Origin of the sequence: Nocardia panacis, from assembly GCF_003598715.1 — a bacterium.
Taxonomy (GTDB): Bacteria; Actinomycetota; Actinomycetes; order Mycobacteriales; family Mycobacteriaceae; genus Nocardia; species Nocardia panacis.
This window is the reverse complement of sequence record NZ_QZFU01000023.1, coordinates 479,652-492,670: the sequence shown is the minus strand read 5'-3', so window position 1 is coordinate 492,670 and position 13,019 is coordinate 479,652. Positions and strand designations below refer to the sequence as shown.

The window sequence follows — 13,019 nt, the reverse complement described above, 5'->3', positions numbered from 1 at the left end:
ACCGTCGGAAAGGTGAACCGTGGGCGACGCCCGGACCGAGCGGTGGGCCGACAATCGGGTGCGGATGCGCCGCAAGCTGATCGATGCCGCCATCCAGGTCATCGAGACCGAGGGACCGCAGGCCAGTATGCGCGCCATCGCCGCGGCGGCGGAGGTCTCCAAACCCACCCTCTACCGATTCTTCGCCGACAAAGCGGAATTGACGCTCGCGATCTCGAACCGGGCCAAGCAGGATATCGCGGCAGGACTGGCGCAGGTGCGCACGCATCCCGAGGGGAGCCCGGCGGCGATCCTGAACTCCGCACTCACCGGATACGCCGCGCTGATCGTGGAACATCCGCATATCGCGCGATTCCTGTTCCAGGGCACGGAGAATCCCGCCGCCAGGACACTCGAGAACTGGCGGGCCGTCCGCGTCGAAGTCGCCGACCTGATCACCCTTCTCGTCGGATCACCGAGCGCCACCCCGGAATTCGATGCCGACTTCTACGCATCGATGGTTGTCGGAGCGGTGAAGGGCGCGGCGAACTGGTGGCATCGCACCGCCGACCACGCGGACTCGGCCGAGGAGTTCGTGCGCCGCATGGAACCGGTCGTCCACGCGATAGTCGCGGGCGCGGCTGCCGATGCGGGCGTGACCATCGACTTCGACAAACCGCTCACAATCACTGTCCCCTAACGCTTCTCGACCCTGTGGCCTGGACAACGCCACATCGGTGTCGGCAGCGCACTCCCCGTCGAGTCGTGCCGTCAGCCGACCGCCGCGTGGAGGCGCTGGTCGAGGTCGTAGAGGTAGTCGCGGCCGAAGGGGCCGTTCTCCAGGCCGGAAAGCAGTGCGGCGGGAAGGTTTTGGCGAACATCCGAGGAATGCGAGGCCGCGGCGAGGGCGATGGTGGCGACGGTGTCCACGTCGCCGGTGAAAGCGATGCTGGTCCGCAGGATTTCGGTGAGGGATTGGCCGGTCGACAGGGCGGTGAGGGCGGCGCGGACGCTCATCCACCCTTTGGACCCGACCTTCCCGCGCCATGGGGTGGCCCAGCGCGATCCCAATTGTCGGCCCATCCAGGAACGGATTTCGGCGGTCGGGCCGAGGTGGCGCCTGCAGTAGTGCACGGCGAGGGCCGCGGCCTGGGCGGATTCGATGCCGTCGGCGGTGTCGTGGGTGATGCGGGCTTGAATCTCGGTGCGGGCCAATACCTCGGCGATATCGGGCAGTAGACCGACCGGGGCGGCGCGCATCGCCGCACCGCTCTTGTCGCTGGCGGGGATGATGCGTTCGAGGAATTCGGCTCCGGTGTGGACCGTGTCGAGGAAGTCGCGGAATCGGCCCGCGTACCCGTCGCGCGGATCGCGGTGGAAGACCGCGACGAAACGGTCGGCGAGGTGCTCGGGCGTCCACGGTTCGCCCGAAACGATCGATTCCGCTATCGCCAAGGTCATTTGGGTGTCGTCGGTGTAGTCGCCGGGACGAATCGTGTCGTGCCCCGGATGCTGAAGGTAGCCGGTCAGATCATTGTGTGCGACGACGAATCCCCGGTCCGCGTACTCGAATCCGGCTCCGTACGCGTCTCCGATCGCCAACTCGATCAGCATGCGCCCTCCCCTTCCTGTGGTGAACTCCCGGTGCGGACGCAGCGTAGCAGTAAATTGGTCGATACGACTAGAACTGGTGCGGTGTGATTCGATCGACTCGGATCGACAGAGATACCCAGCCTGCGCAGCGCGGTCGAGGCTGATTCGGCAGCGAGCAGGCAGAGTGACGTCTGAACAGACGGTTCGACGCGATCCCTCCTATGTACTCGGCGCATAACCTGCTCGCGTTGAACGGATTACGCTCGAATCGCTCGACCGACGGTTGCTCCAACTGTCCAGGTCAACACATACGTTTCGTCCCGGAGGGAGATATCTTGGAAACGACAATCGAGCCAAGTCGGGCGGCAAAGCCGCAGCGACACAAGGTCACCGGTGACGTGCACCTGATCCTGCGTCGTGGCGATGCGGCGCTGTTCGGGCAACGCCAGAACACCGGGTACGAGGATGGTGCGTGGCATTTGCCTTCCGGTCATCTCGAAGCCGATGAGTCGGTTGTGGACGCACTGATTCGGGAGGCTGATGAGGAGATCGGCGTGCGTATCGCGGCTGCGGATGTCCGTTTCAGCCACATCATGCACAACTCGTCGTCCGGTGGTCGGGTGGCGTTCTTCTTCACGGTGGACCGATGGGATGGTGAACCGACCAACCGTGAACCGGACAAATGCGCTGCACTGGAGTTCTTTCCGATCGGCGACCTGCCGGACCACATGATTGAGTACTGTCGTGCGGCGATGGGGCACGTGGCCGATGCCGAGCCCTTCTCGGTATTCGGCTGGTAGCAGCATGACCATGGGACAGTGAGCCCGGGCGCGCCAGAACCTACCGGAGCGGTCCGGGTGATTGTTCTGCCGAGCCTTCGACTCAGGACGCTCGCGCGATGGCGGCGGGTCATCATTCCAAGGAATCTTCAGGCCCGGCTCCGAGAGTTGGAGTTTGATGTACGCCACCAGCGCCCGCCAGTGGCTGCCGTAGGTCGGCACGTCGTCGCCGAGTCCAAGCTTGATCCTCTGGAGATCAGGCTGACCATTGTATTCCAGCGCGGCTTGCCATCACGGGATGACGACCATGGCTACACAAACCGCGGTGACGATCGAAGCCGACGGCGCACAGGCTGCCCACCGAATAGCTTGTCTCCGAGGAAGACTCGGTCCGCGACCATGGTCGGGCCTGCGGCCTGTGCCATTCCGGTAGCAGTCGGCAGCAAACGATGCCGGGAACTCAAGAACGCGCGGCGTCGAAGATCTTCCCCGGATTGAAAATTCCCGCAGGATCCAGTGCCCGTTTGACGGCGCGATGCATCTCCAGGACAGCCGGGCTGAGTTCGCGGTGGAGGCCGGGCTGTTTGAGCAACCCGACGCCGTGCTCGCCGGTGATGGTGCCGCCGAGGTCGATGGCTTCGGACATGATCTCCTCGAATGCCGCGTGTGCTCGCGCATTCTTGGCTTCGTCGCCGGGGGCGAGAATCAGTAGTGGGTGCAGGTTTCCGTCGCCGATGTGGGCGATATTGGCGATGGTGACATTGTGTCGCTGGGCGATTCGGTCAATGCGGGCCAGCATTTCCGTTACCGCCGCGATCGGGACGCAGACATCTTCCGTCATGACCGGTCCGAGTCGTTCGAGGGCCGGATAGGCGAGTCGGCGTGCCGCGAACAGCATTTCGGCTTCCTCGGCCGTTTCCGACCGGTCGGCGAGGGTAGCGCCCGCAGCTCGGAAGCATTCGAGCATCCGTTCCGCGTCGGTGACGGCCTCGGCGTCATCGAAGCGGGCCAGCAGTAGGACCTCGCCCTCGGTGGACAGGCCCATGTTCTTCCACGCGTCGACCGCCGCGAGGCAGTGTCGGTCGACCAGTTCCAGTGCGGCGGGCTGCAATCCGGCGGCGCGGGCGGCGCGGACCGCGGCACCGGCCTGGACCGTTTTCGCGAAGGATCCGACCACCACGACCCCGGCAGGCGGCAGTGGGCGCAGTTTGACGGTGATCTCCGTGATGACCCCGAGGGTGCCTTCGGAGCCGACCATGAGACCGAGCAGGTCGTATCCGGCGACCCCTTTGGCGGTGCGGCGACCCAATCGCACGATCTCTCCGGTGCCCGTCACCACCTCGGCCGCGATGACGTAATCGCGAGTGACGCCGTACTTCACGCAGCAGACGCCGCCCGCGTTCGTCGCCATATTCCCGCCGATCGTCGACCACGGCGAGCTGGCGGGGTCGGGTGGGTACCAGAGACCTTGCGTCGCAACATGCGAGCGCAGATCGTCGTTGACGACGCCCGGCTGTACGACGGCGATGCGTTCGAGCGGATCGACTTCCAGAATCGAGTCCATCGCCTCCAAGACGAGGACCACGCCGCCGTCGATGGCATTGGCCCCGCCGGACAGCCCTGTTCCCGCGCCGCGCGGGACCAGCGGCGCGCCGTGCTTCAAGCAGGCCAGCACCACTTGCTGGACCTCGGCGCTGTCGCGTGCCCGCACGACGGCGGCGGGTGTGCCGACCGGACCCCACGCGGCCTGATCGTGTGACAAGCCCAGCGCCACATCCGGGTCCGTGATTACCCGGCCCGCGGGGAGGATCCGGATGAGTTCGGCGGCGATGGTGGTGTCTGTGCGGGTCACGATGTCCTCTGAAGTTCGTTGCTGCTCGGCTCGTCGATCCGAAGTCGCACCGGTCGATACCGGTTCACGACCGCGCCATCGATCGGCGAGTCACGCGATACGCTGCCATGAGGCGTGATTCGCGCATCCGACGGGTTGGGCTTGTCGGGATGTACCGCCGACCATTCGGCGGTACACATCGCTACCCGAAGTTCGCCGCGTGCACCCTCGGCCGCCGATCCGCCCACGGCATCGCCTGCTCGAGCTGGGCGGCGACCCGCAGCAGCAACGCCTCCGAACAGGCAGGCCCGCCGAGTTGAACGCCGATGGGCAGCCCCCGCGTGGACTGGCCGAGCGGGAGGCTGATCGCGGGCATGCCGGTCTGGTTGTACAGCGGCGTGAACGAGCAGTTGTCGAACAGGTGCGTGGCCCATTCGACAGCGGTCAGGTCCGCGTTCTGGTCGAGGTGGCCCAGCGGTGGGGCGGGCGTGTTGTGCACGGGTGTCAACAGCAGGTCGTATTCGGTGAAGAATCGTCCGACTTCGCGGGTGATGGTGTTGCCCGCGTCGAGGGCCGCGCACAGGGCCAAGGCGTCGAGTGAGCGCCCGTGTTCGACGCATGCCAGCGTGGCGCGTTCGAGATTCTCGGCGCTCGCTTTCGTTCCGGTCATGGCCTCGAGTCCCGCGACCGCCTCGGCCAAGAAGGTGGTCCACAGGGTGATGGTCGAGTTCAGCACCGTCTGCCATTCGATTCGCGGCGTCGCTCGCTCGACGTGATGCCCTGCGGCTTCCAGCACCTGCGCGACGGCCTCGACCGTTTGGGCGACCTCGGGATCCACGTAGCTTCCCGCCCAGGATTCGGTGTGCAAGGCGATGCGCAACCTGCCCGGATCGGCGCCCACCTCCTGGCTCCAGGGGCGCGCGGGCTGGGCGATGACGAAGGGATCGCCCGGAAAGCTCACGGCCACCTCGTCCAGCAGCGCCGCCGTGTCGCGCACCGTCCGGCTCACCGCGAGTTCGACACCGCATCCGAACAGGCCCTCGGAATGGCCCGGTCCCGAGGGCACCCGCCCGCGACTCGGCTTGAGCCCGACGAGCCCGTTGCAGGCGGCCGGAATACGGATGGACCCGCCACCGTCATTGGCATGCGCGACCGGCAGCGCACCGGCCGCGACGAGCGCCGCCGAGCCGCCGCTCGAACCGCCCGCGCTGTGGGCCGTATGCCATGGGTTGCGCGTGGAACCGTAGGCCAGGGCCTCGGAGTTGCCGTTGAAACCCAGCTCCGGTGTCGTCGTCACGGCCAGTGTCGCCAGACCGGCCGCGCGGAAGCGTTCCATCAGATGCGAATCCGCGGGCGGGACGAGCCCGGTGCCGGTGAGGCGTGTTCCCAGGCGGGTCGGCACGCCTGCGATCTGACAGACCAGATCCTTGATCGCGAAGGGCACGCCCGCGAATCGGCCATCGGGGGCATAGTCGAGGGGACGGTCGAACGGTCCGGCGACGACCGCGTTCAGTTCCTTGTTCACCTCGGTGATCGCCGCGGTGGCGACTGCGGCCACCTCGTCGGCGGTGACCTCCCCGGCGGCGATGACCGCGGCCAGCGCGGTCGCGTCGAGTGCGGCGTATTCGTCGATCTTCATCGTGACTTCCTTACTGCGAGTGTTCGGCGCGACGCTACCCAGCCGTGAGGTAGCGCACATCGGCCGAAAAGCCGTTCCGGTCGCCGCCCGGATATGCGGCGGAAGCTTGACGTGGCATCGGACCGCCGCAATGCTGTCTGACATTGGAGGTTCGCAATGGTCGCGGAAATACAGTGGTGGACCCGGCTCGCCGGGGAGATCCGTGCGGCGGGCCGCGGCGAGATACCCATCGCGGATCCGGTGCGTGCCCTGCGCGACAGACTCGGATACGACTGCGCCGCACTGGTCGCGCGCGGGTTCGGCGGCGAGGCGCGGACCGCGCTGGTCAACCTCGACTACCCGGACGCGACCCTCGCCTACCTGACCACGACCTACAGTCGATCCTGCCCGGTGCATCGGATCGCGGTGCGCGACGGCATCGCCCTGCGATTCATCGACGTGCCCTTCGATGTCCGCGAAACCCGAACCTATCGGGACGCACTACAGCCCAATGGTTTTCGTGAGGGACTCACGCTACCGCTCGCGTGCGCGTCCAAGCCGGGTTTCCTTGCCATGAGTTCGACGCACCCCACACCCCTGGACGACGAGTCGCGTCTCGCATTGACGCTGCTTTCCCATGATCTCGCCGGACTCACCGATCCGGGCGCAGAACCCGATGACATGGCGGCCGAGGTGGTCGTCCGTATCGCGCGGGATGCGATCGAGGTGCGGGCAGGCGAGGGCGCACCACTGACTCCCACGGAACTGCGCATCACCGCGACCTGCGCCGACGCGGTGGGTCGCATCGGATTCCAGCACCGCGCCGTCGACGGAACCTGGTGGCACGTGCGTGCGGTGCGCCGCGTGGACGGTGTCCTCGTCCGCATGGGCCGGGCGGGAGAACTCGGCCACCTTACTGGCCGCGAACTCGACGTCATCGGACTGGTCGCCAGAGGCTGGCCGAACGAGCGAATCGCCTCGGCACTGGGTATCGCGGTCCGCACCGTCCGCAGCCATATCGAATCGACACTGGTCAAAATCGCCTGCCCGAATCGAACCGCGTTGGCCCGAATGGCTTTCGAACGGGAATTCGATACGCTCGATGCCCTGCGCGCCGTCGCGGCTGCCTAGTGGTCCTTGGCTGATTCGGCAAGCCTCTACTATCGCGAACTGTCCTGCGACACCCCTAGGCCGGAAGTAGGCGCTCGATGGTGTCGCGGGTGGCGAGTGCGCGGGCGGCGTAGCTGTCGAAGTGGCCGGGGGTGAGGCGGGAGGAGGGGCCGGAGATGCTGAAGCAGGCGCGGGCGGGGCCGGGGGAGCCGCGCAGGGCGACGGCTACGGCGCTGATCCCTTCGTGCAGACCGTCGACGGTGGTGGCGTAGCCGCGTTCGCGGATGAGATGGATTTCGTCCCAGAGCTTTTCGGTGTCGGTGATGGTGTGCGCGGTGGTTTGGGCGGGGGTGCGGGCGAGGTGGTCCGCGATGCGGGCGTCGGGGAGGGTGGCGAGGTACGCCTTGCCGGTGGCGGCCGCGTGCAGGGGGAGTCGGGTGCCGAGGGGGAGGAAGGCGCGCAGTTGGTGCGAACTGTCGAGGCGTTCGATGAGCACGAGTTCCGCGCCGTCGGGGACGGCGAGGTGGACGGTCTCGCCGGTCGCGGCCTGTAGGGCGGACAGTTCGGGCAGCGCGATATCGCGGAGATTGTGGCGGGCGGCCACGGTGCTGCCCAAACGGAATGCGAGCCCGGTGATTTCCCAGTGGCCGTCGGCGGTGGAGCGCACCCAGCCCGCTTGTTGAAGGGTCTTGAGGCTGCGCTGGACGGTGCTTTTGGGGATGTTCAATCGTCGCGCCAGGTCGCTGAGTCCCGCAGGTTGGTTGCCGGCGACTTCCTCGAAGATCCGCAGGGTGGTCAGCACGCTGTTCATGTCGGAACTCCTTGACGGACCGCGTATCCGGCAATAGTGTCACTGGTCCATAATGTAGCACGTCGGTCCACGATATGGACCATACAGCAGAGAGTGGTCGCGATGCCAGTTCCTCTACTCACGGCCCTGCACACCGCGGCCGACGATGTCCGTCCGGTGGTCACGATCGGCGATCGCAGCCTGCACCGGGACGCGCTACTCGGCGCGGCGGGCGCGCTGGCCCACCGGATCGCGGGATCACGGTGCGTCGCGATCGATGCCCGCGCCGAGCTCGACACGGTGATCGCGGTCCTCGCCTGCCTGCTGGTCGGCGTGCCCGCCGTCCCTGTCCCGCCGGACGCGGGGGTGGACGAGCGCCGCCACATCCTCGCCGACTCGGGCGCCGAACTGTGGCTCGGGCCATCGCATCCCGAAGTGCGGGTTCCCGCGATTCCCATTGACCCGCAGGCATTCTCGCTGTGGACCGGTCCGGAACCCGCGCCGAGCTCGCCCGCGTTGATCGTCTACACCTCGGGAACCACGGGCGTCCCGAAGGGAGTCGTCCTGTCCCGCAGGGCGATCGCCGCGAGCCTCGACGGTTTGCGCGCGGCGTGGGACTGGACCCCCGATGACGTTCTGGTGCATGGCCTTCCGCTGTTCCATGTGCACGGCCTGGTGCTCGGGGTGCTGGGCGCGCTGCGGGTCGGCTCACCGCTGGTCCACACCGTGCGCCCAAAGCCGGAGCGCTACGCGGCCGCGGCCGGGTCGCTGTATTTCGGTGTCCCGACGGTTTGGTCGCGCGTCTGCGCCGACCCTGGATCCGCGCGGGCGCTCAGCGGTGCCCGCCTGCTGGTTTCCGGTAGCGCGCCGCTGCCCGTGCCCGTCTTCGACAACCTGGCGACCTTGACGGGCCATCGCCCGATCGAGCGTTACGGCATGACCGAAACCGTCATCACACTGAGCACCCGATTCGACGGTGCGCGTCGGCCGGGCTGGGTCGGACTCCCGCTGGCCTGCGTGCGTGCCCGAATCCGTTCGGAATCGGGCGATCCGGTCCCGCACGACGGAGAAACGCTGGGGCGCTTGGAAATCGCGGGCGACACCCTGTTCGACGGCTATCTGCGCGATGATGCCGAAACCGCCGAGGTCATGACCCACGACGGCTGGTTCGGCACCGGCGATATCGCCGTGGTCGATGCCGAGGGTATGCACCGTATCGTCGGCCGCGAATCGGTCGACATGATCAAGTCCGGCGGCTATCGCATCGGCGCGGGCGAGGTCGAGCACGCGCTGCTCACCCACCCGACGATTCGCGAGGCCGCCGTGATCGGCGTGCCGGACGACGATCTCGGCCAGCGCATCGTCGCCTACGTGGTGGGCGAGGTGCGCGAGGAGCAGGCGATCATCGACTTCATTGCGGCCACGCTGTCGATCCACAAGCGCCCCAGGGAGATTCGCGTTGTCGACGAATTGCCGCGCAATGCCATGGGCAAGGTGCAGAAGAAGTGGCTGCTCGCGGACGCGAGTCGGAGCTGACCGTTAGTCTTTCTCGAAAGACACTGTGCTGCTCAGATTCTCGTATCCACGCGCGGTGATGGTGAGCGCTCGATCGTTGGGTCGGCGGCGCAACCAGTGCTGTGCGAGCATCGCGGTCAGCAGCGTGCTGCCCAACCGGCCCGCGATATGCGGTTTGTTCTCGGTCCAATCCCGGCAGCTGCGCACGGTGGGTGCGGAGCCCGGTGGCAACGCGGTGATGGATAAGGCGCGCAGCAGCGGATGCTCGAAGGTGCGCACGTGTGCGGGCTGGTCGCCGCTGATCGGGTCGATCACCCGCGCGGCGACCAGACCTCCGCAGATGGTCACCGACAGCGATCCGCCGTCCGCGCGCTGCATACTCGACACGGTACCGCCCTGATTGTTCGGCGCAGCCCGAACCTTTTCGATGCCATGCTGACGATATGACGACAACGGATGAGACGAAGCTGTTGAGCGCGAAGGACTTTCCCGCGCCGATCACGGATCGCTATTTCGAGGACTATCTGCCGGGGGAGAGCTACCGGTATGGATATCGGACGGTGTCGGAGGCCGAGATCATCGATTTCGCCACCCAATTCGACCCGCAGCCCATCCATATCGATCCCGACTACGCCGCGCGCGGCCCCTTCGGCGGAATCATCGGCTCCGGCTGGCATTCGGCGGGCATCCTCATGCGACTATTCGCCGACCACTACCTCTCCAGGGTGGCGAGTCTGGCGTCGCCCGGAGTCGACGAACTGCGCTGGTTCACGCCTTTGCGGCCCGGTGCTCGACTCGAGTTGCCGGCCACGATCACCGAGGCCCGCCTGTCGCGGTCCAAGCCGGATCGTGGGCTGGTCCACACCACTGCCGAGCTTCGAACGAGCGACAGCGAAGTAGTTATCGGTTTCAAAGCGATCAATATCCTGCGCACTCGAGAGTCCGTTTCATGAGTCACGCGCCGGTCGATGGTAGCGGCCATTTCGGCGGCGGTGTCAGTTTCGCGGCGATGAGCGCGGCCTGGGTGCGACGCTCGACGCCGAGTTTGCTCAGTACCCGTGAGACGTAGTTCTTGACGGTCTTCTCGGTCAGGAACATGCGGGCGCCGATCTGCCGGTTGGTCAGACCCTCGCCGAGCAGACCGAGCAGCGTGCGCTCCTGCTCGGTGAGTTCGGCGAGCGGGCTGGTTTTGGTGGCGGCCTCCTCGCGCAGTCGGCTCATCAGGGTGGCGGCGGCCCGATTGTCCAGCAGCGAGTGGCCCGCGCCGACCTCGCGAATGGCGTCGACGAGTTCGACGGTGCCGATGTCCTTGACGACGTAGCCGCTCGCGCCCGCCAGAATCGCGTCGAGCATGGCCTGCTCGTCGGTGAAGGAGGTGAGTATGAGGCAGCGCAGGCCGGGGAGTCGATCGAGCAGTTCGCGACACAGTTCGATGCCATTACCGTCGGGCAGCCGCACATCGAGCACCGCGATATCGGGGGCCAGGGCGGGGATGCGGGCCAGCGCGTGGGAGACGTCGGCCGCCTCGCCGATGAGCACGAGATCGGGTTCGGCTCGGATCAGATCCGCGACCCCGCGGCGGACGATGGCGTGGTCGTCGACGAGGAATACCGTGATCACCGGGGCGCTCTGTCATAGCTCATGAGGCAAGCCTACGAACGTTTCCGCAGGTGCGGTGTGGTGTCGGGCTCGTGTCGGGCGGCTCGATCGCGGGTTGGGGAGCGCGGGCGCGGAATATGATGGCGCTGTTCGTGCGGTGCGCAGCGTAGACGTGAATGCTCTTTGGAGGTGTTCATGCTTACCGTCCTCCGTGCGGTCGTGCGCGAGATCGCGGCCAAATACCGGACCCGGCCACCCGTGCGGGATTCGGTGGTTCAGGTGCGGCGGGCGCACCACCTCGCCTCGGCGGTCCGCTTCGGAATGACCCATCCCGCGGCTATCCGGCGACTGCACGCCGCGACCCAGGCGCTGGCCCGCCCCTGCGGCCTCGAGCAGCTACTGGAGCGGGCGCTCGAAGGCGCGATCGAGCTGACCGGCGCCGATTTCGGCGAGGTGCGCCTGGTGGATCCCGAGACCGGGATCCTGCGGATGGTGGCCCACCACGGCGCCGAACAGTTCGCCGTCGAAGCCGGGAAGACACCTGAGGACGAGACACCGTTCGGCTCGGTCGGGTCGACACCGCTGTTCGCCTTCCACGGCGAGTTGATCGGCATGATCACCACCCGCACCCGGCGCACCCGCCACCTCTCGGGGCGGGAACGCCGGATCATGCAGCTGTTCGGTGACGCGGCGGGCGACGCCATCGCGCGCGGCCTCGGTCCGAGCGACGATGCCGACCCGATCGGTCGCGCGCTGATGCTGGCCCTGCTCGCACCCTCATGGACGCCCGGTTTGTCCGGAGTTCAGTTTCCGCCCGGCACAAGGGTTTTCCGCGAGCACGAGGTCGGGGCGAAGGTCACCGTCTCGGAGTTCGCCGGCGACATCGTCAACAAGCTGTACTCCGTCGGGCTGACCCTGCACGGCGCACGCAGCCTGCTGCGCGAGGGTCCCGCAGGCGACCGCGTCGACTCCGCGGTCGCCGACCTCGACGAGACCATCCGCCAGATCTATCGCGACGTCTTCCACGTCGTCGCCGACGACCTGCGCGACTAGGTGGGCCTGTGTCGGAGTCCCATCCGGCGCCTCCGAATGGGACTCCGACACGGTGACTAGGCCACCGCGACCGGCTGACGTGCGGTGCGCGGACCACCGGGGCGGGCGTTCAGGATCCGGTGGTACAGCACCGCGTGCTCGCGCGCCATGCGGTGCATATCGAACTGCGCTTCGGCGGCGGCGCGGCAGGTGCGCCGATCTATCGAATCGATCCGGTCGATCGCGGCCACCATGGCATCGGTGTCGCGGCACAGGAATCCGGTGCGGCCGTGCTCGACGATTTCCGGTGCGGCGCCGCTGGGGAAGGCCAGAACCGGTGTGCCGCAGGCCAATGCCTCGGCCATGACCAGGCCGAAGGGTTCGGGCCAGTCGATCGGATTGAGCAGCGCGTCGGCCGAGCGCAGCAGCCGGATCCGATCCTCGCGGCCGAGTTCGCGGGGTTCGGGATCGTCGGGTCCCAGCAGCGGCCGCACCCGCTCGTTGTAGTAGTCGAATTCCTCCTGCTCACGAATCTTGCTGACTATCACCAGTTTTCGGCCCGCGCGCCGGGCGATCTCGACGGCGCGGTGCACACCCTTCGCCGCGCACATGCGGCCGATGAAGATCAGATAGCCGCCCCCGCCGGGACCGTAGCGGTAGGCATCGAGGTCGATGCCGTGATGGATCACCTGGGTGATCGGGATCGTCGCGGCGGTGCGCCGCTGATCGTGCGAGATCGCCACCACCGCGACACGACCGGCGAAACTGCCGATATTGCGCGCGTTCATGGAGTCGAAGGGGCCGTGGCAGGTGCTGACGACGGGCGGTCCGTCGATACTCGGGCCGATGAGCGGGCCGAGCGCGGTGTGGTCGTGAATGATGTCGACATCGGTCAGCCGCTCGTAGGCGGCCAGCACGTGGGCGGCCTCGGCGACGGTGATGCCGATCGGGGTGAATGCCTCGTCGTAGAGGTGCAGGCGGGGGACCGGACAGGTCGATTCGCCGATGGTGAACAGTCGCACGTCGTGCCCGAGCGCGGCCAAGCCGCGGGCCAGATTGTCTACCACCGCCTCGGTGCCACCGTAGGCGGGCGGGGGGACGGGGACCCAGGGGGGCGCGATCAAGCCGATACGCATGGTCTCTCCTTCGACGGGCCGGTTGTGCGGGTAACCG

13 protein-coding genes are annotated in these 13,019 nt (G+C 67.2%); 6 read left to right on the top strand and 7 right to left on the bottom strand.

What is annotated here, in order from left to right; genetic code table 11:
- Positions 1-19: 19 nt before the first annotated feature.
- Positions 20-679, top strand: a complete 660-nt coding sequence (locus D5S18_RS21165) for a TetR/AcrR family transcriptional regulator (protein WP_120042763.1) — start codon at positions 20-22, stop codon at positions 677-679.
- 71 nt (positions 680-750) lie between these two features.
- Here the strand turns inward: D5S18_RS21165 and D5S18_RS21160 are convergent, their stop codons facing one another.
- Entirely contained in the window at positions 751-1,593 is an 843-nt protein-coding gene (locus D5S18_RS21160) for an ADP-ribosylglycohydrolase family protein (protein WP_120042762.1), read from the bottom strand.
- 314 nt (positions 1,594-1,907) lie between these two features.
- On the opposite strand from D5S18_RS21160, the gene D5S18_RS21155 reads away from it, so the two are divergent.
- On the top strand, positions 1,908-2,372 hold the full coding sequence (locus D5S18_RS21155; protein ID WP_239003906.1) for an NUDIX hydrolase: 465 nt from the start codon (positions 1,908-1,910) through the stop codon (positions 2,370-2,372).
- Between the two features lie 439 nt (positions 2,373-2,811).
- Here D5S18_RS21155 and D5S18_RS21150 read toward each other — a convergent pair whose 3' ends face one another.
- Positions 2,812-4,203 carry an FAD-binding oxidoreductase gene (locus tag D5S18_RS21150; RefSeq protein ID WP_120042760.1) on the bottom strand — a complete coding sequence of 464 codons (1,392 nt, stop codon included), beginning with the start codon at positions 4,201-4,203 and terminating at the stop codon, positions 2,812-2,814.
- 181 nt (positions 4,204-4,384) lie between these two features.
- Positions 4,385-5,821 (bottom strand): amidase, encoded by a 1,437-nt coding sequence (locus tag D5S18_RS21140; RefSeq protein WP_120042758.1) that lies wholly within the window; start codon positions 5,819-5,821, stop codon positions 4,385-4,387.
- Between the two features lie 156 nt (positions 5,822-5,977).
- Here D5S18_RS21140 and D5S18_RS21135 point away from each other — a divergent pair, with 156 nt between their 5' ends.
- Positions 5,978-6,931 (top strand): helix-turn-helix transcriptional regulator, encoded by a 954-nt coding sequence (locus D5S18_RS21135; RefSeq protein WP_120042757.1) that lies wholly within the window; start codon positions 5,978-5,980, stop codon positions 6,929-6,931.
- 55 nt (positions 6,932-6,986) lie between these two features.
- On the opposite strand, the gene D5S18_RS21130 is transcribed toward D5S18_RS21135, so the two are convergent.
- The gene (locus D5S18_RS21130) at positions 6,987-7,721 is read right to left on the bottom strand and encodes an IclR family transcriptional regulator (RefSeq protein ID WP_120042756.1); all 735 of its coding nucleotides are present in this window, start codon (positions 7,719-7,721) and stop codon (positions 6,987-6,989) included.
- Between the two features lie 102 nt (positions 7,722-7,823).
- Between D5S18_RS21130 and D5S18_RS21125 the strand changes: the two genes are divergently transcribed.
- Entirely contained in the window at positions 7,824-9,236 is a 1,413-nt protein-coding gene (locus D5S18_RS21125; RefSeq protein ID WP_120042920.1) for an acyl-CoA synthetase, read from the top strand.
- A 3-nt stretch (positions 9,237-9,239) separates the two neighbouring features.
- On the opposite strand, the gene D5S18_RS21120 is transcribed toward D5S18_RS21125, so the two are convergent.
- Positions 9,240-9,593: a hypothetical protein gene (locus tag D5S18_RS21120; protein ID WP_120042755.1), complete on the bottom strand. Its 354-nt coding sequence runs from the start codon at positions 9,591-9,593 to the stop codon at positions 9,240-9,242.
- A gap of 65 nt (positions 9,594-9,658) precedes the next feature.
- Here D5S18_RS21120 and D5S18_RS21115 point away from each other — a divergent pair, with 65 nt between their 5' ends.
- Positions 9,659-10,168 carry a MaoC family dehydratase gene (locus tag D5S18_RS21115; RefSeq protein ID WP_120042754.1) on the top strand — a complete coding sequence of 170 codons (510 nt, stop codon included), beginning with the start codon at positions 9,659-9,661 and terminating at the stop codon, positions 10,166-10,168.
- 1 nt (position 10,169) lies between these two features.
- Here D5S18_RS21115 and D5S18_RS21110 read toward each other — a convergent pair whose 3' ends face one another.
- Entirely contained in the window at positions 10,170-10,835 is a 666-nt protein-coding gene (locus D5S18_RS21110; RefSeq protein WP_120042753.1) for a response regulator transcription factor, read from the bottom strand.
- Between the two features lie 174 nt (positions 10,836-11,009).
- Here D5S18_RS21110 and D5S18_RS21105 point away from each other — a divergent pair, with 174 nt between their 5' ends.
- Entirely contained in the window at positions 11,010-11,867 is an 858-nt protein-coding gene (locus D5S18_RS21105) for a GAF domain-containing protein (protein WP_147404042.1), read from the top strand.
- Between the two features lie 56 nt (positions 11,868-11,923).
- Here the strand turns inward: D5S18_RS21105 and D5S18_RS21100 are convergent, their stop codons facing one another.
- Entirely contained in the window at positions 11,924-12,982 is a 1,059-nt protein-coding gene (locus tag D5S18_RS21100) for a glycosyltransferase family 4 protein (RefSeq protein ID WP_120042751.1), read from the bottom strand.
- Positions 12,983-13,019: the final 37 nt, after the last annotated feature.

What these genes read in the sequence shown, in the direction of transcription:
- D5S18_RS21160 (WP_120042762.1), bottom strand. Translation starts at nt 1,593, where the DNA reads ATGCTGATCGAGTTGGCGATCGGAGACGCGTACGGAGCCGGATTCGAG.
- D5S18_RS21140 (WP_120042758.1), bottom strand. Translation starts at nt 5,821, where the DNA reads ATGAAGATCGACGAATACGCCGCACTCGACGCGACCGCGCTGGCCGCG.
- D5S18_RS21135 (WP_120042757.1), top strand. Translation starts at nt 5,978, where the DNA reads ATGGTCGCGGAAATACAGTGGTGGACCCGGCTCGCCGGGGAGATCCGT.
- D5S18_RS21130 (WP_120042756.1), bottom strand. Translation starts at nt 7,721, where the DNA reads ATGAACAGCGTGCTGACCACCCTGCGGATCTTCGAGGAAGTCGCCGGC.
- D5S18_RS21125 (WP_120042920.1), top strand. Translation starts at nt 7,824, where the DNA reads ATGCCAGTTCCTCTACTCACGGCCCTGCACACCGCGGCCGACGATGTC.
- D5S18_RS21120 (WP_120042755.1), bottom strand. Translation starts at nt 9,593, where the DNA reads ATGCAGCGCGCGGACGGCGGATCGCTGTCGGTGACCATCTGCGGAGGT.
- D5S18_RS21115 (WP_120042754.1), top strand. Translation starts at nt 9,659, where the DNA reads ATGACGACAACGGATGAGACGAAGCTGTTGAGCGCGAAGGACTTTCCC.
- D5S18_RS21105 (WP_147404042.1), top strand. Translation starts at nt 11,010, where the DNA reads ATGCTTACCGTCCTCCGTGCGGTCGTGCGCGAGATCGCGGCCAAATAC.
- D5S18_RS21100 (WP_120042751.1), bottom strand. Translation starts at nt 12,982, where the DNA reads ATGCGTATCGGCTTGATCGCGCCCCCCTGGGTCCCCGTCCCCCCGCCC.